Genomic DNA, 14,922 nt, shown 5'->3' on the forward strand with positions numbered 1-14,922 from the left:
GGGCGGCCTGTTTATGCAGCATATCCGCAAAACCTTTGCCGGTGTGACTGCCCTCGACGGGGTTGAACTGAGCGTTCGCCCCGGTGAAATTCATGGCCTGATCGGTGAGAACGGCGCGGGAAAATCCACGCTGATTAAAATTCTTGCGGGCGTGTATGCGCCCGACAGCGGCGAAATCAGCGTCGGGGGACGGAGGCTGGCCAGCGTCACCCCGGCGGCGGTGCAGCGCGAAGGCATCCGCTTTATCCATCAGGAGCTGCATCTGATCCCCCACTTCACCGTGGCGGAGTCGGTATTTATCGGCCAGGAACGCTGCCATCGCCTGGGGCGGCTCGATCGTCGGGCGATGCGCTCCGACAGCGAAAAATTCTTTCGCGAGGTGCTGAATATTCAGCTGGACGGCAACCGCCTGATCCGCGACCTGTCGCAGGCCGAACTCAAGCTGGTGCAGATTGCCCGCGCGCTGATCGACGGCGAAGCCCGGCTGGTGGTGTTCGACGAACCGACCGCGCCGCTGGAGGCCCGGGAAGCGGCGCTGCTGTTTGAGGCCATCAGGGCTTTGAAAGCGCGCGGTATCGCGATTATCTACGTTTCCCACTACCTGAATGAAATCACCCGGATTTGTGACCGCGTGACGGTGCTGCGCAACGGGAAACAGGTTGCCACGCTGGACGAGGTCAATACGGACGACATCGATCGCCTGATTGAGCTAATGGTGGGCCGCGAGCTGACCACGCTGTTTGCGCCACCGGCGGAAAAACCGCCGTCGACCACGCCGTGGCTGACGCTGGACAACCTCGGCAGCGATGCGTTTCGCCACATTAATTTCCAGCTGGCACCGGGTGAGATTGTCGGCATCGCCGGACTGTCCGGCTCCGGGCGCGAGCAGCTGATCGATGCGCTGTACGGCCTGTATCCGCTGCGCCAGGGCACGCTGCGTATTGCCGGTAAGGCGGTGCGGCTGCGCTCGCCGGTACAGGCGATTGCCGAGGGCATTGCACTGGTACCGCGCGATCGCCGGCACCACGGGCTGATCCAGCCGCTGTCGGTGGCCGACAACATTAACATTGCCTCGCCGGGCAGCCTGTCGCGTTTTGGCTGGGAGCTGAAAGAGAAGGCGCGGCAGAATGCGCTGGCGCTGGCGGAAAAGTTGGATATTCGGCCGCGCAACGTGCGCCAGGCGGTGCGCTACCTCAGCGGCGGCAACCAACAGAAAGTGATTCTGGCCCGCTGGCTGAACAGCCACAGTCAGCTGTTTATCCTTGACGAACCGACGCTCGGTGTTGACGTCGGGGCGCGTGCCGAAATCTACCACCTAACCCGCCAGCTGGCCGACAAAGGGCGCTGCGTGCTGGTGTCCTCCAGCGATGCCAGCGAGCTGATTGGCCTCTGCGATCGCCTGCTGGTGATGCGCCGTGGCGAAATCGTGGCCGAAGTGCCGACCCATAATCTGACCCAGGACGGGCTGCTGGCGCTGACCAGCGGCGGCAGTGAACAGGAAACCCCGCAATGAGCGATCTCTCTCAGCCAGGCCTGCGGCGTAGGCTGGCTTTCCCCGTCGATAAAATTCCGCTGCTGCTGTTTGCCGCGCTGCTGGTGTTCTTCTGCTTCCAGGCGCCGTGGTTTCTCAGCTGGCAGAACGTCACGGTCATCCTGAAACAGACCGCCCCGCTGGCCATTCTCTGCTTCGGCCTGGCCTGCGTGATCATCGGCGGCGGTGATGATGTTGTGTCCGGCGGTATCGATCTGTCGCTGCCGGCCATTTCGGTGCTGGCCGTCGCCATCATCAGTATCGGCGTACAGATCGAGGCGAATATCTTCCTGCTGGCGCTGCTTGCGGTCGCCGCCGCGCTGCTGGCCGGGCTGGTGAACGCGCTGATGGTGGTGCGGGTTGGCTTACCGCCGCTGCTGGCCACGCTGGCCAGTTCGGTGGCGATTGTCGGCCTGACCAACTACCTGACGCGCCAGCGCCGCATCAGCATTGACGCGCCGTGGCTGGTGGCCTTCCGCGACGGAACCCTGCTGGGGATCCCGTGGGCGGTGTGGTTTATGCTGGCGGTGTTTGTCGTCTACCAGTTTGTGGTGCATCACAGCCGCTGGGGGCAGCATTTGCAGGCCAGCGGCGGCAGCCGGGAAGCCGCCGAACTGGCCGGGCTGCCGGTGAATGCGCTGGTGCTGCGTTCCTATCTGCTGGCGGCCGCCGCCGCCGCGCTGGCCGCCTTAACGCTGCTGGCACGCGGTTCCGGCAGTTCGCCTGGTGCCGAGGAGCCGCTGCTGCTGGAAATGGTGCTGGCAACCTTTATCGGCACCGCGTTTTCCCGCCGCCGGGTGGTCACGGTCTGGGGCGCGCTGCTGGGGGCGCTGCTGGTCAACGCGCTGTCCAACGGGCTGGCGCTGATGCGGGTGGATATCTTCTGGGTGGGAACGGTGAAGGGCGTGCTGATCCTGCTGGTCCTGGCCGCCGCGGCCGTGCAGCGTCGGGGGCAGTCATGAGTAAATCAACATCCATCCGGGCCGCGGATGCGCGCGGCGCGTCCCTGAGCGTCAGCCTGCTCTCGCTGCTGGCCCGCTACGGATTCCAGCTGATCCTGCTGCTGTTTATCCTGTTTTTCGCCCTCAACAGCCCGGTGTTTTTAACGGCGGATAACCTTGCCAACGTTCTGCAGGGGAATGCCATTCTGCTGATTGTGGCACTGGCGATGACGCTGGTGGTCATTGCGGGCGGTATCGATCTGTCGGTGGGCGTGGCGCTGGATTTTGGTGCCGCCTTTGCGCTGGTGGCGCTGAAAACCTGGCACTGGCCGTGGCAGGGCGCGGTGCTGGCCGCGCTGGCCGGGGGGGCGCTGGTCGGTCTGGTGAACGCCATTCTGATCCTCGGCTTCCGGGTGAAGCCGTTTCTGGCCACGCTCGGCACCTGGTTTATCGGCAGCAGCCTTGAGCGAGTGCTGACCGACGGCGGTGGCCCGATTGCCTATCGCCGGATGGCCGCCGAATATCATCAGATCGCGGTAGGGTCGCTGTGGGGTATCGCCATTCCGGTGGTGATTGCCGTGGCGCTGATGCTGATCTGCTACCTGCTGCTGGAACGTACGCTGTTCGGCAAGCGCATCCACGCCGTGGGCCTCAACCCGGTCGCCTCGCTGAATGCCGGGGTGAACGTGAAGCGCAATCTGCTGTGGGTGCTGATCGCCAGTTCGGTGCTGTGCGCCATCGGTGGGATTATCCTTTCCGCGAACCTGCGGCAGTTCAGCCCGCTGGCCGGGCAGTCCTATCTGCTGGATGCCATTGCGGCGGTGTTTATCGGCACCGCTTTCCATCCACAGGGCAGGCCGAACGTGCCGGGTACGCTGGCTGGCGTACTGTTCCTTGGACTGGTGGCCAACGGCCTGAACCTGATGGGGCTGGATTTTATTCTGAAAGACGCGCTGAACGGTCTGGTGCTGCTGGTGGCACTGGTGCTCTCCTTCTGGCAGGGCAGGCTGCGACAGGCGCTTCAGTGGCAGAAAAAGGAGGCTGCATGAGCCAGTTTGACGCGGTGTTTGTTGGATTGACCACGCTGGATATCGCCGGGCGACCCATTCGCGGGATCCCACCCGGGGGTGACGTAGCGTTCATTGACCAGATCCGCCTCAGCCCGGCGGGCACCGCCTGCGGTGCGGTAATGAACGCCGCGAAGCTGGGCATTCATACCGCCGTAGCGGCCTGCCTCGGCGATGATGAAAAAGGGGATTTTATCGCCGGCGTCTGGCGGCGGCTGGGTATTGACGGTTCGCTGATCCAGCGCACGCAGGCCAGCGAAACCTCGGCGACGATTCTGGCAATCCGCCCCAACGGCGAGCGCCCGGCGCTGCACTGCCGCGGCGCGTCGGACCATTTGTATATCGACGATGCGGAATTCCCCCGGGTGTGCAATGCGCGTTTCCTGCATCTCGGTGGCAGCGGCCTGCTGGCGGCGATGGACAACGGTCAGAGCGCGAAACTTCTGGCCTGGGCGCATCAGCACGGGGTGACGACCAGCTTCGATCTGATTGCGCCGAATGAAAACACGCTGGATCTGCTCACGCCGATGTTGCCGCATATCGACTACTTTATGCCGTCGATGGAGGAGGCCGCGCAGATCTCCGGGCAGCAGGAGCCGGGGGACATCGCCCGCTTTTTCCTCGATCGTGGCGTTGGCACCTGTATTTTTAAGGACGGCGCGCGGGGATCGTGGGTATTTGGCCGGGAAGGCCAGCTGCGCATCCCGGCCTGGCAGGTGACGGTGGTGGACACCACCGGCTGCGGCGACAGCTACTGCGGCGGGTTTATTGCCGGGCTGGCGAAGGGGCTGGATGTTGAACAGGCCTGCCGCGTCGGCAGCGCGGTGGCCTCGCTGGTGGCCAGCGGGCTGGGTTCGGATGCGGGCGTGGTGGACTGGGACACCACCCGGGCCTTTATGGCCACCACGCCCACGCTGCCGCTGTCAGGCTGACGGCCAGCGATAGTGCAGGGGTTCGCCGCTGAGGAAGCGTTGTAAATCAGCGGCGATCATCGCGGTATGCTTCACCAGCGTTTCCCGCGTGGCTCCGGCGATATGCGGGGTGATCACCACGTTATCAAACTCGGTGATAAACGGATGGTCGCGCCAGATCGGTTCGCTGGCGAACACGTCCAGCGCTGCCCCGGCAATGCGCTTTTCGCGCAGGGCGACAATCAGATCCTCTTCGACGATCACCGCCGCGCGCGAGGTGTTAATCAGCCGGGCTTCCGGCTTCATCAGTCCCAGCAAATGATGGTCAATCAACCCGGTTGTTTGCGGCGTCACCGTCAGATGCAGGCTGACGTAGTCGGACTCGGTAAACAGCTCCTCCAGCGTGGCTTTGCGCACGCCGGGCTCGTTGATATCCTCTGCCGCCACGCGCGGATCGGCCACCAGCAGCGACATGCCGAACGCCCGCGCAAGGCGACCGACGCGCTGGCCGATGCTGCCGTAACCCACTAGCCCCAGCGTTTTATTGCGCAGCTCGCCGCCCTTAAACACTTCATACGGGCTGGATTTATCCACGTCCCACACCACGTCCTGCCGCAGCCCCTGCTGAGTGGCGTTGCTGCCCTGCGTGTCACGGGTGAACTCGCCGCGTTTCAATGCGCCGTGCGCCTGTGGGATATGTCGCGCCAGGCTGAGCATCAATCCCAGCGTCAGCTCCGCTGCGGCATCGGCATTGCGTCCGGGTGTGTAAAGCACCGGGATATTGCGCGCCGCCGCCGCCTTCAGGTCAACGTTAACCGGATTGGCGCGGGTGCAGGCAATCAGCTTCAGCTGCGGGCAGGCGTTGATCACCCGGGCGGTGATGTCGTCGTAGCTGACGATAAGCACATCGGCGTCCTGACCGTGGGCAATCAGGGCCTCTTCGCTCAGTTTACTGTCGCCCGCCGCCCAGCCGGTGACCACCAGTTCGCCGTACTGGCGGAACGCATCAAGGCTGCCGGCGTACTCGGCGGTAAAGAGAATTTTCATAAATCGGCTGAATCCTGTGCAAGTTGAGTTAAGGCGTCATCCCGCGCCTGCCAGACCGGCAGCAGCTGTTCGCGCAGCTGGCGGAAAACCGGGAACAGGCGCTGGTACTGAATATGCGAACGTGCATCCGGGTGCCAGGTCTGGCGATCCACCGGCTGGAGTGATTCCGCGCTCAGCGGCTGTCCGAGCGCCATGGCCGCCAGGATCGCCGCCCCGCGCGCGCCGGGTTCGCTCTGCGGACTGACGATCACCCGGCGGCCGGTGCAGTCAGCGATAATCTGCAGCCAGAACGGCGAGGCCGTGCCGCCCCCGGCGAGATACAGGTCGCCGCCCGGTGGATAGTCGCTGAGCACATCGGTAATCGCCCAGGCCAGCCCCTCGAAGACCGCGCGCAGCAGGTGCGCGTTGGTGGTGTCCTGGCTGATGCCAAAGAAACCGGCGCGGGCGACAGGACTGTAGAACGGGGCGCGTTCGCCGTTGAGGTAGGGCTGATAAAACACGCCGCCGCTGCCGGGGGAGAGGGCGCTGATTTCCGCACCCAGCTCGCTGAAGCTGCGGTTGGCCGCCAGATGGCTGATGGCCCAGTCCAGGTTCGGCGTGCCGGACTGCATGGCAAACAGGTTAAGGAACTGGCCCTGCCAGGCGTGGCTGACAAAGCGGGTTTTGCGGCTGACCCGCGCCAGATCGTCGCAAACGATGCCGGTACAGCAGGTGGTGCCCAGCAGGGTGAAGACATCGCCATCGTGCACCGCGCCGATGCCGAGCGCGCAGGCGGAAACGTCCAGCGCCCCGGCCGCGACCGGCGTACCGGCGGGCAGCCCGGTGGCCGCGGCGGCGGCGGCGCTCAGCTCTCCGGCGAGATCGTGCGGGGCCAGCAGCGGCGGGAACAGCGGCCGCAGGCTTTCGATACCCAGCTCTTTTAAGACCGTAGCGGAAAGCGCACCCTGGTGCAGATCCAGCAGTGAAGTGCCGGCATCGGTCCGTTCGAGGTTGGCGCGGCCGGTCAGGCGGAAACGGATCCAGTCCTTGGCGAAGAAAAACCACTGCGCGTCAGTCAGCCGTTCCGGCCGGTGCCGGTGCAGCCAGCGCAGCTGCAGGCTGCTGTTGCAGGGCAGCAGCCGGCTGCCGCACAGCTCAAACAGCGTCTCCTCCAGCCCGTCCTGGCCGGCGAGTTCGCGAATGGAGGCCGCGGCGCGGGTGTCGCTCCACAGCAGCGCATCACCCAGCGGCTGGCCCTGTTTATCGATCAGCCACGCGCCTTCACCCTGGCCGGACAGCCCGATACCGCGCAGCTGCCCTTTTGCCAGCAGCGGCGACGCGGAGAGCGTTTTCAGCGTGCTGACCACGTTCTGCCACAGCGCCTCCATCTGCTGTTCCTGATGGCCGGGCGCGGGAGTCAGCGTCCGGTTGCTGACGGAGGCGACTTCCAGCTGGTTAAAGCGGGCATCAAACAGCACCGACTTGGTTTTTGAGGTACCGACATCAATGCCGATAAAGTAATCCATAGTGCAGCCTTATTACGGTAAGCCATTCAGCCCGTGGATAAAAAACCGTGCCGAACGCGACGCTTCGCAGAAATTTTCTCCATTATTGCCACAGGTTTTCAGAACCTGAAAGACAGAATCAGGCTCCAAATATTCTCTTTGGTTATAAGCCATATCATTTCAGTCGTTTCCAATAGTTTCCCTGCTGCTTAATATCACCAGGCAATTAGTGCTATCGATAATTCACCTATAAAAATCAGTTTAATTAATCAGCATATTTCGCTGATACGACGGCAGAAAACAGGCAACAGATGATCGTTTTACGCAACGTTTCTAAAATATTTCACGCCCGTTCGGGCCTGGTCACCGCCGTTGACAACGTCAGCCTGCAGGTAGAACAGGGCCAGATTTACGGCATTATTGGCTACAGCGGGGCGGGTAAAAGCACGCTCATCCGCCTGCTGAACGGGTTGGAAAAACCCACATCCGGCAGCGTGATGGTGGCGGGGCAGGATATTGCTCAGGCCAGCGGTGAAGCGCTGCGCCAGGCGCGGCTGAAAATCAGCATGGTGTTTCAGCATTTCAATCTGCTGTGGTCGCGCACCGTCAGCGAAAATATCGCCTTCTCGTTGCAAATTGCCGGTGCGCCAAAGGCGGTCATCCAGCGCCGGGTGCAGGAGCTGATTGAGCTGGTCGGACTGAACGGCAAGGAGCAGGCCTATCCCTCACAGCTGAGCGGCGGGCAGAAGCAGCGCGTGGGCATTGCCCGCGCGCTGGCCAACAGCCCGGACGTGCTGCTGTGCGACGAAGCCACCTCGGCGCTGGATCCGCAAACCACCGATGCCATTCTCGATTTGCTGCTGGATATTAACCGCCAGCTCAGGCTGACCATCGTGCTGATCACCCATGAGATGCACGTGGTGCGCAAGATCTGCCACCGCGTGGCGGTGATGGAAGCCGGGCGCATCGTGGAAGAGGGTGAGGTGCTGTCGGTGTTCACCCATCCGCAGCAGCCGATCACCCGCCAGTTCGTCAAGCAGACCACCGAATACAGCAGCGCCGATACGCCGTTTAACGACGAGCTGGTGGATGCGGCGGCGGGTGCGGTGCTGAAGCTGACCTTTGTCGGCCAGAGCACGCGCCAGCCGATCGTCGGCGAACTGACGCTGAAATACGCGCTGCCGTTCAATATCCTGCACGGAAAAATGACCCAGACCGCCAACGGCACCTTTGGTGAGCTGTGGCTGCAGGTTCCGGCCAGCGGCACCCAGCTGGAGAGCATTCTGGCCGATCTGCACGCCCACGCAATTTCAACCGAGGTGGTAAAAAATGTTTGAGTCCCTGTTTCCGCACCTCAAGCTGGACCAGCTGTGGGCCGCCACCGGTGAAACCCTCTATATGACCGCGCTGTCCGGTCTGGCGACCTTTGTGCTCGGGATCCTGCTTGGCCTGGCGCTGTTCCTGACCGCGCGCGGCGGATTGTTCCAGAACCGCGCGGTGTACGGCGCGATTTCCATCCTGGTGAATGTGTTCCGCTCCATTCCGTTCATTATTTTGATTGTGCTGCTGATCCCGTTCACTAAAACGCTGATCGGCACCATTCTCGGCGCTAACGCCGCGCTGCCCGCGCTGATCGTTGGTGCGGCCCCGTTTTACGCCCGCCTGGTGGAGATCGGCCTGCGCGAAGTGGACAAAGGGGTTATTGAGGCTTCCCGCTCAATGGGTGCAAAGCTGAGTACGCTGATTTTCCGCGTGCTGCTGCCGGAGTCCTCACCCGCACTGGTTTCCGGCATTACCGTGACGCTGATTGCACTGGTCAGCTACAGCGCGATGGCCGGGGTGATCGGTGCCGGCGGCCTCGGTAACCTGGCGTATCTGGAAGGTTTTCAACGTAACCACGGCGATGTGACGCTGGTGGCGACGGTCATGATTCTGGTGATTGTTTTTATCATCCAGTTTTTAGGTGATGTGCTCACGACACGGCTCGACAAACGTTAACTTTTAGGAAAATCCAAAATGAAAAAAACACTGACGCTGCTGGCTGCAGCCACCCTGGGTGCCCTGAGCCTGAGCGCATGGGCAGACACGCTGACCGTCGGGGCGTCTAACGTGCCGCACGCGGAAATTCTGGAGCAGGCGAAGCCGATTCTGGCGAAGCAGGGTATCGATCTGGAAATCAAACCGTTCCAGGACTACATCCTGCCGAACACCGCGCTGGCCAGCCGCGATATCGATGCCAACTATTTCCAGCACATCCCGTATCTGAACAGCGTGCTGAAAGATCACGCTGGTGATAAGACCTATGATTTCGTCAGCGCCGGTGCGATCCACATCGAGCCTATCGGTATCTACTCGAAGAAGTTCAAATCGCTGAAAGAGCTGCCGGAGAACGGCAAAGTGATCATGCGTGATGCGGTGGCGGAAGAGGGCCGTATCCTGTCCATCTTCGAGAAAGAGGGCGTGATCAAGCTGAAGCCGGGCGTGAACAAGGTGAATGCGCGCATCAGCGACATCGTGGAAAACCCGAAACACCTGAAGTTCCTACCGAACGTTGAGGGCGCGCTGCTGCCGCAGATGTACAACAACGACGAAGGCGACGCGGTGGTGATCAACGCCAACTACGCGATTGATGCCGGTCTGGACCCGGTGAAAGACCCGATTGCCGTGGAAAGCGGCGAGAACAACCCGTATGCCAACATCATTACCGTACATCGCGGTGACGAAAACAAGCCGGACATCAAAGCGCTGGTGACCGTGCTGCACTCTCAAGCGATTCAGGACTGGATCCGTACCAAGTACAAAGGCGCGGTGATCCCGGTTAATAACTGATTTAACGCAGCGTAAACGCCCGGAACAGGGGGGATAATACTCCTCTGTTTCGGGTTTTTTTTATGGAATTTATTTGTCTGGAGATTCAAAAAAACATTCATCGGATTGAGGAGGCAGTCTGAATGATTGGATATTGAGCAAAAAGCGTTACATGTTTCCGTATTGTCAACTTGCAGGTGACGGTTGTACACTGTGTTCTGAATGGAATCTGGAGGTAAGGATGTGCATGTTGTTTCAAGAGCTCCTTTTGACGAAGCAGTAAAGCAATTTCCCAACGATCGTATTGCGCTTGAAGATACTTATCGGTTTTTGAAGCGTTTAGTCGCTAAAACTCCGGACGAGATGAAGAAATACTTTGCCAGCCTGGATCGCATGAAATACAGGGATAAATGGTGGGTTATTGATATCGGTGGTAATAACTTACGTATCATGTTTTTTGCCGATTTTGAGCGCGGAAAAATATTCATCAAACATATCTCTACGCATGCCGAATACGACCGGTTAACCAAATATTATCGGGAGAACAAAGTATGATTTTTAGCGATGCAATAAATGCAGCTAACGAACTTGCCCGCATGGTGCCTTTGCTGGGAGGCAGCACTTCACGTAAGGATTACGAGGAGGCGTTAAAGCTGGTTGAACATCTGCTTGAAACGCAACCCGATAACCCGCTGGTTGAGATGCTGACGGCGAAAATAACCGCTTATGAGGACCATGCGCCCGAATTCGCCGCGTTTAACGCCCGCATCTTAGCCGGAAAAAATGGCGTGTCGCTTCTGCGGGTTCTCATGGATCAGCATGGTCTTGTTCAGTCTGATTTTGAAAACGAGATTGGAAAAAAATCGTTGGTGAGCCGGATCTTGAGCGGGGAACGTTCGCTGACTCTGGATCATATGAGAGCGCTGGCAAACCGGTTTGGTATCCCCGTATCAGTGTTTGTTGATTGATCAAAATGAGAACATTAGATGAAGTCATTGCGGCTCGATCGCCGGAAAGCCAGAAACGCATTACCGAACTGGCTGATGAACTGATAGTTGAAACCGGTCTGCAAAAGATCCGTGAAGAACGCCAGTCATCACAAAAATATGTCGATAAGGCCATCGGCGATCGTTAAGTTCGGGCGCTGTGTATCTATCTGCTGAACGTGTTTCAGAAAATGAATACGAGTGCGCCCTGTACCGTTAAACATTAAAGGCACAATTTTATTGTGTATATGGTCTACTCTTAATCGCTGGACTCCATAACAATGTCGGAGAGACAGCGATGAGCAATGATAAACGTAAACCCACCACTAACGATGCCGGTAATCCGGTCGCCAGCGATGAACACTCCCTCTCAGTCGGCCCCGACGGCCCGCTGCTGCTGCACGACCACTATCTGATTGAGCAGATGGCCAACTTTAACCGCGAGCGTATCCCCGAGCGCCAGCCGCATGCCAAAGGCAGCGGAGCGTTTGGCCATTTCGAAGTGACGGAAGACATCAGCCGCTTTACCAAAGCCGCGCTGTTCCAGCCCGGGGTGAAAACCGACGTGGTTATGCGCTTTTCCACCGTAGCCGGGGAGCGGGGCAGCCCGGATACCTGGCGCGATCCGCGCGGCTTCGCCATCAAGTTCTACACCAGCGAAGGCAACTACGACATGGTGGGCAACAATACCCCGGTGTTCTTTATTCGCGATCCGATGAAGTTTCAGCATTTTATTCGCTCGCAAAAGCGCCGCGCCGATAACAATCTGCGCGATCACGATATGCAGTGGGATTTCTGGACCCTGTCGCCGGAATCGGCGCACCAGGTCACCTGGCTGATGGGCGATCGCGGCATCCCAAAAAGCTGGCGGCATATGGACGGCTTTTCCAGCCACACCTATATGTGGGTTAACGCGCAGGGCGAGAAGTTCTGGGTGAAATACCACTTCAAAACCGATCAGGGCGTGGAGTGCCTGCATCAGCAGGAAGCGGACCTGCTGGCCGGTCAGGACGGCGATTACCATACCCGTGACCTGTACAACGCGATCGGGCGCGGGGAGTATCCGAGCTGGACGCTGTATATGCAGATTATGCCGTTCGCCGAGGCGGATAATTATCGCTTCAATCCGTTCGACCTGACCAAAGTGTGGCCGCACGCGGATTACCCACTGATCAAAGTCGGCAAGCTGACGCTCGACCGCAACCCCACCGATAACCACGCGCAGATTGAACAGGCGGCCTTTGAGCCCAACAACCTGGTGCCGGGCATTGGTATCAGCCCGGACAAAATGCTGATTGGCCGCATGTTTGCCTACGCGGATGCGCACCGCGCGCGGCTGGGGGTGAACTACAAGCAGATCCCGGTAAACGCGCCGCATTCGCCGGTGAACAGCTACAGCAAGGACGGCGCGATGCGGATGAATCCGGTGTCCGATCCGGTATACGCCCCGAATTCTAAAGGCGGTCCGGTCGCCGACGGCAAACGCTATCCAACGGATTCCAGCTGGCACGCCAGTGGGGAGATGGTGCATGCGCCGTACAGCCTGCATCGTGACGATGACGATTACGGACAGGCCAATGCGTTGATTAACCAGGTGATGGATGACGCCGCCCGCCAGCGGCTGGTGGACAACGTCAGCGGACATCTGCTGAACGGCGTGGAGGAGCCAGTGCTGTCCCGTGCCTTCGAGTACTGGCGCAGTATCGATCGCAGCATTGGCGATCGCATCGCGCAGCAGGTTAACACGGAGCGCGCTAAACGCGCTTAATCCCTCAGGGCCTCTCTGCAGGAGGCCCTCTCTTCGCGACTTTCTTCAGCGAATAGTAACTAACCTTATAATTTTTAAGCATTCGTCTGCGATTTTTTGCAACGTTACACTGCCCCAAAGTGATTTTTTAGCGGGGCGGTAATGATTAAAGTCAGCGGATTAACTAAAAAGTTTAAGAATTATCAGGCGCTTAACGATATCAGTTTCAGCGTCAGGCGTGGCGAAGTGGTGTCGATTATCGGGCCGTCCGGCTCAGGAAAATCCACGCTGCTGCGCAGCCTGAATCTGCTGGTGAAACCCGACAGCGGCCAGCTCACTATCGGTGAAGAAACGGTCGATGCCGCTGCCTTGACCCATCGCAACACCACGCGTTTTCGCCGCCAGAGCGCGATGGTCTTTCAGCACTACAACCTGTTTAAGAACAAAACCGCGTTGGAAAACATCTCCGAAGTGCTGATCTACGGCCGAGGCTATCGGCGGGATGAGGCACGCGATCGGGCCATGGAACTGTTGACCAGCGTCGGGCTGGCGCATAAGGCATCGGCCTACCCCATTACGCTCTCTGGCGGGCAGCAGCAGCGCGTCGGGATTGCCCGAGCGCTGAGCCTGGAGCCGGAAGCGCTGCTGCTGGATGAACCTACCTCATCGCTCGACCCGGAGCTGCGGCGCGACATTCTGAACCTGATCGCCGGCCTGGCCGAGCGTTCGTTGACCATGCTGATCGTCACCCACGAAATGAAGTTTGCCCGTGATATTTCGCAGCGGATTTTTTTCATGGAGCAGGGGCGCATCGTTGAGCAGGGCGCGCCGGAGGTGATGTTCGATCCTATCACGGAAAACCGCACGCACCGTTTCCTTCACGAATTTGCCTGACCCTACGATAAGGACATCCCGCCATGAATTTTGACGTTGGCTATATGCTGGGGATTATTCCTCAGATCCTGACTTACCTGCCAATCACCCTGTTTATTTCGCTCTGTTCTATCGTGCTGGCGACCGCGCTGGGTGCCGGGCTGGCCGTTTTGCTGCGGGGTATTCGCCCGCTGGCGCTGTTTGCCCATCTATATATTTCCTTTTTTCGCGGCACGCCGGTACTGGTGCAGCTGCTGATTATCTACTTTGGCCTGCCGCAGCTGTTCCCAGTGCTTAACAGCCTGAGCGCCACGCACGCGGTGATCATCGGTCTGAGCCTGAACAGTGCCGCCTATCTGGCCGAAGTGTTTCGCGCGGCCATTGATTCGGTGGATCGCGGGCAGTGGGAGGCGTCGCTGGCGTCGGGCCTTAGCCACGTGCACGCGGCGAGGCGCATTCTGCTGCCGCAGGCCTGCCGTAATGCGATTCCCGCCGCCGGAAATATCTGGATTGGCCTGATTAAGAACTCGTCGCTGGCCTTTACCCTCGGGGTGAGTGAGCTGCTGGCGGGCGGCAAGCTGATCGCCACCGAATCACTGAAGTTCTTCGAAGCCTATTTTGCCGTCGGGCTGGTGTACTGGGCGCTGACCATTGTGCTCAGCGCGCTACAGCGGCAGCTGGAACGCTATATCGGCAAACCTTACGTCCTCTGACTAACCGGGAAAAACAATAATGAAAGGGTACAAATTTGCACTAATTGCCGGCGCGCTGGCACTGCTGAGCGGCTGCGACAATGCCGCCGATAAATCTGCGGAACAGCCGGTGCTGAGGGTGGGTGCCACGCCGGACGGCTATCCGCACTATTTTAAGCAGGGGAACGAAATCAAAGGCTTCAGCGCTGAGATCCTGCAGGCGGTGGCGGAGAAAATTCACTACAAAATCGAGTGGGTGACTTCCGACTGGGTCGGGGTGCTGGGCTCGCTGGAAACCGGCAAGGTGGACACGGTGGGCAATTTCGCCGACACGCCGGAGCGACGTAAGAAATACGATTACAGCGTGCCGTACTACTATTCGGCCGCCGCGCTGGCGGTGAGCGTTAATAACAACAGTATTCACGGGCTGAGTGACATGGCCGGAAAAACCGTGGCCGCCGAACTCGGCTCGAACTATGCCAAAGTGCTGAAGGAGTTCGACCCGGAAAACAAAATCAAGCTGGTGACCTTCGAAGGGTCCGACGTGGTGTTTAACAGCGTGGCACAGGGCAAGGTGGATGCTTTTGTCTCCGGTCAGGTGATCCTGCTGGGGCAGATCAAGCATAAGAATCTGCCGCTGAAGGTGGTGGGTGAAACCTTTGGCGAGAAGCAGGTGGCGCTGCCGTTCCGCAAAGATGCACGCGGTGAGGAGCTGAAGGCGAAGGTGGATAAAGCGCTGACCGAGTTGCGCGCCGACGGCACGCTGAAGAAGATCTCCGAGAAATGGTTTGATACCGATCTCACCGTCAGCACCCAACCGGCTAAGGGGTAAATT

15 protein-coding genes and 1 pseudogene are annotated in these 14,922 nt (G+C 59.7%); 14 read left to right on the forward strand and 2 right to left on the reverse strand.

Annotation, left to right across the window (positions count from 1 at the left end):
• The first annotated feature begins 13 nt into the window (after positions 1-13).
• Genes EC836_RS13275 through EC836_RS13290 form a run of 4 tightly spaced genes read left to right on the forward strand, consistent with a single transcriptional unit; the run spans position 14 to position 4,471 of the window.
• Positions 14-1,513, forward strand: coding sequence for a sugar ABC transporter ATP-binding protein (locus EC836_RS13275; protein ID WP_123333970.1), 1,500 nt, complete (start codon positions 14-16; stop codon positions 1,511-1,513).
• Positions 1,510-2,493: an ABC transporter permease gene (locus EC836_RS13280; protein WP_123333791.1), complete on the forward strand. Its 984-nt coding sequence runs from the start codon at positions 1,510-1,512 to the stop codon at positions 2,491-2,493. Before EC836_RS13275 ends, EC836_RS13280 begins: the two co-directional genes overlap by 4 nt.
• Entirely contained in the window at positions 2,490-3,521 is a 1,032-nt protein-coding gene (locus EC836_RS13285; protein WP_123333793.1) for an ABC transporter permease, read from the forward strand. Before EC836_RS13280 ends, EC836_RS13285 begins: the two co-directional genes overlap by 4 nt.
• Positions 3,518-4,471: a carbohydrate kinase family protein gene (locus EC836_RS13290; RefSeq protein WP_123333795.1), complete on the forward strand. Its 954-nt coding sequence runs from the start codon at positions 3,518-3,520 to the stop codon at positions 4,469-4,471. Before EC836_RS13285 ends, EC836_RS13290 begins: the two co-directional genes overlap by 4 nt.
• Here the strand turns inward: EC836_RS13290 and EC836_RS13295 are convergent.
• Complete coding sequence (locus EC836_RS13295) at positions 4,463-5,497, reverse strand: 2-hydroxyacid dehydrogenase (protein WP_123333797.1); 1,035 nt, start codon at positions 5,495-5,497, stop codon at positions 4,463-4,465. The genes EC836_RS13290 and EC836_RS13295 overlap by 9 nt on opposite strands.
• The gene (locus EC836_RS13300; RefSeq protein WP_123333799.1) at positions 5,494-7,002 is read right to left on the reverse strand and encodes an FGGY-family carbohydrate kinase; all 1,509 of its coding nucleotides are present in this window, start codon (positions 7,000-7,002) and stop codon (positions 5,494-5,496) included. The genes EC836_RS13295 and EC836_RS13300 overlap by 4 nt, the downstream gene beginning before the upstream one ends.
• A 290-nt stretch (positions 7,003-7,292) precedes the next feature.
• On the opposite strand from EC836_RS13300, the gene EC836_RS13305 reads away from it, so the two are divergent.
• From EC836_RS13305 to EC836_RS13350, 10 genes and pseudogenes are all read left to right on the forward strand, one after another.
• Positions 7,293-8,318: a methionine ABC transporter ATP-binding protein gene (locus EC836_RS13305; RefSeq protein WP_123333801.1), complete on the forward strand. Its 1,026-nt coding sequence runs from the start codon at positions 7,293-7,295 to the stop codon at positions 8,316-8,318.
• Positions 8,311-8,979, forward strand: coding sequence for a methionine ABC transporter permease (locus EC836_RS13310; protein ID WP_123333803.1), 669 nt, complete (start codon positions 8,311-8,313; stop codon positions 8,977-8,979). The genes EC836_RS13305 and EC836_RS13310 overlap by 8 nt, the downstream gene beginning before the upstream one ends.
• An 18-nt stretch (positions 8,980-8,997) precedes the next feature.
• Positions 8,998-9,810 carry a MetQ/NlpA family ABC transporter substrate-binding protein gene (locus EC836_RS13315; protein ID WP_123333805.1) on the forward strand — a complete coding sequence of 271 codons (813 nt, stop codon included), beginning with the start codon at positions 8,998-9,000 and terminating at the stop codon, positions 9,808-9,810.
• 222 nt (positions 9,811-10,032) lie between these two features.
• A complete protein-coding gene (locus EC836_RS13320) occupies positions 10,033-10,344 on the forward strand; it encodes a type II toxin-antitoxin system HigB family toxin (RefSeq protein ID WP_123333972.1) in 312 nt (103 codons plus the stop codon).
• Positions 10,341-10,757, forward strand: coding sequence for a type II toxin-antitoxin system HigA family antitoxin (locus EC836_RS13325; RefSeq protein ID WP_123333807.1), 417 nt, complete (start codon positions 10,341-10,343; stop codon positions 10,755-10,757). The genes EC836_RS13320 and EC836_RS13325 overlap by 4 nt, the downstream gene beginning before the upstream one ends.
• Before the next feature lie 5 nt (positions 10,758-10,762).
• A pseudogene (locus tag EC836_RS13330) lies at positions 10,763-10,915 on the forward strand (transcriptional regulator); the annotation flags it as partial.
• A 158-nt stretch (positions 10,916-11,073) separates the two neighbouring features.
• Positions 11,074-12,543 carry a catalase gene (locus EC836_RS13335; protein WP_123333810.1) on the forward strand — a complete coding sequence of 490 codons (1,470 nt, stop codon included), beginning with the start codon at positions 11,074-11,076 and terminating at the stop codon, positions 12,541-12,543.
• A 141-nt stretch (positions 12,544-12,684) separates the two neighbouring features.
• The gene (locus EC836_RS13340) at positions 12,685-13,416 is read left to right on the forward strand and encodes an amino acid ABC transporter ATP-binding protein (RefSeq protein WP_123333812.1); all 732 of its coding nucleotides are present in this window, start codon (positions 12,685-12,687) and stop codon (positions 13,414-13,416) included.
• A 23-nt stretch (positions 13,417-13,439) separates the two neighbouring features.
• Positions 13,440-14,108 carry an amino acid ABC transporter permease gene (locus EC836_RS13345; protein WP_123333814.1) on the forward strand — a complete coding sequence of 223 codons (669 nt, stop codon included), beginning with the start codon at positions 13,440-13,442 and terminating at the stop codon, positions 14,106-14,108.
• 19 nt (positions 14,109-14,127) lie between these two features.
• Positions 14,128-14,919, forward strand: coding sequence for an amino acid ABC transporter substrate-binding protein (locus EC836_RS13350; protein WP_105591648.1), 792 nt, complete (start codon positions 14,128-14,130; stop codon positions 14,917-14,919).
• Positions 14,920-14,922: the final 3 nt, after the last annotated feature.

The sequence above is a fragment of the Erwinia sp. JUb26 genome (genome assembly GCF_003751505.1).
GTDB lineage: Bacteria > Pseudomonadota > Gammaproteobacteria > Enterobacterales > Enterobacteriaceae > Erwinia.

Coding starts and splice junctions, on each gene's coding strand:
- EC836_RS13335 (WP_123333810.1), top strand. CDS start 11,074: ATGAGCAATGATAAACGTAAACCCACCACTAACGATGCCGGTAATCCG.
- EC836_RS13310 (WP_123333803.1), top strand. CDS start 8,311: ATGTTTGAGTCCCTGTTTCCGCACCTCAAGCTGGACCAGCTGTGGGCC.
- EC836_RS13305 (WP_123333801.1), top strand. CDS start 7,293: ATGATCGTTTTACGCAACGTTTCTAAAATATTTCACGCCCGTTCGGGC.
- EC836_RS13280 (WP_123333791.1), top strand. CDS start 1,510: ATGAGCGATCTCTCTCAGCCAGGCCTGCGGCGTAGGCTGGCTTTCCCC.
- EC836_RS13300 (WP_123333799.1), bottom strand. CDS start 7,002: ATGGATTACTTTATCGGCATTGATGTCGGTACCTCAAAAACCAAGTCG.
- EC836_RS13345 (WP_123333814.1), top strand. CDS start 13,440: ATGAATTTTGACGTTGGCTATATGCTGGGGATTATTCCTCAGATCCTG.
- EC836_RS13285 (WP_123333793.1), top strand. CDS start 2,490: ATGAGTAAATCAACATCCATCCGGGCCGCGGATGCGCGCGGCGCGTCC.
- EC836_RS13325 (WP_123333807.1), top strand. CDS start 10,341: ATGATTTTTAGCGATGCAATAAATGCAGCTAACGAACTTGCCCGCATG.
- EC836_RS13350 (WP_105591648.1), top strand. CDS start 14,128: ATGAAAGGGTACAAATTTGCACTAATTGCCGGCGCGCTGGCACTGCTG.
- EC836_RS13295 (WP_123333797.1), bottom strand. CDS start 5,497: ATGAAAATTCTCTTTACCGCCGAGTACGCCGGCAGCCTTGATGCGTTC.
- EC836_RS13340 (WP_123333812.1), top strand. CDS start 12,685: ATGATTAAAGTCAGCGGATTAACTAAAAAGTTTAAGAATTATCAGGCG.
- EC836_RS13290 (WP_123333795.1), top strand. CDS start 3,518: ATGAGCCAGTTTGACGCGGTGTTTGTTGGATTGACCACGCTGGATATC.
- EC836_RS13315 (WP_123333805.1), top strand. CDS start 8,998: ATGAAAAAAACACTGACGCTGCTGGCTGCAGCCACCCTGGGTGCCCTG.
- EC836_RS13275 (WP_123333970.1), top strand. CDS start 14: ATGCAGCATATCCGCAAAACCTTTGCCGGTGTGACTGCCCTCGACGGG.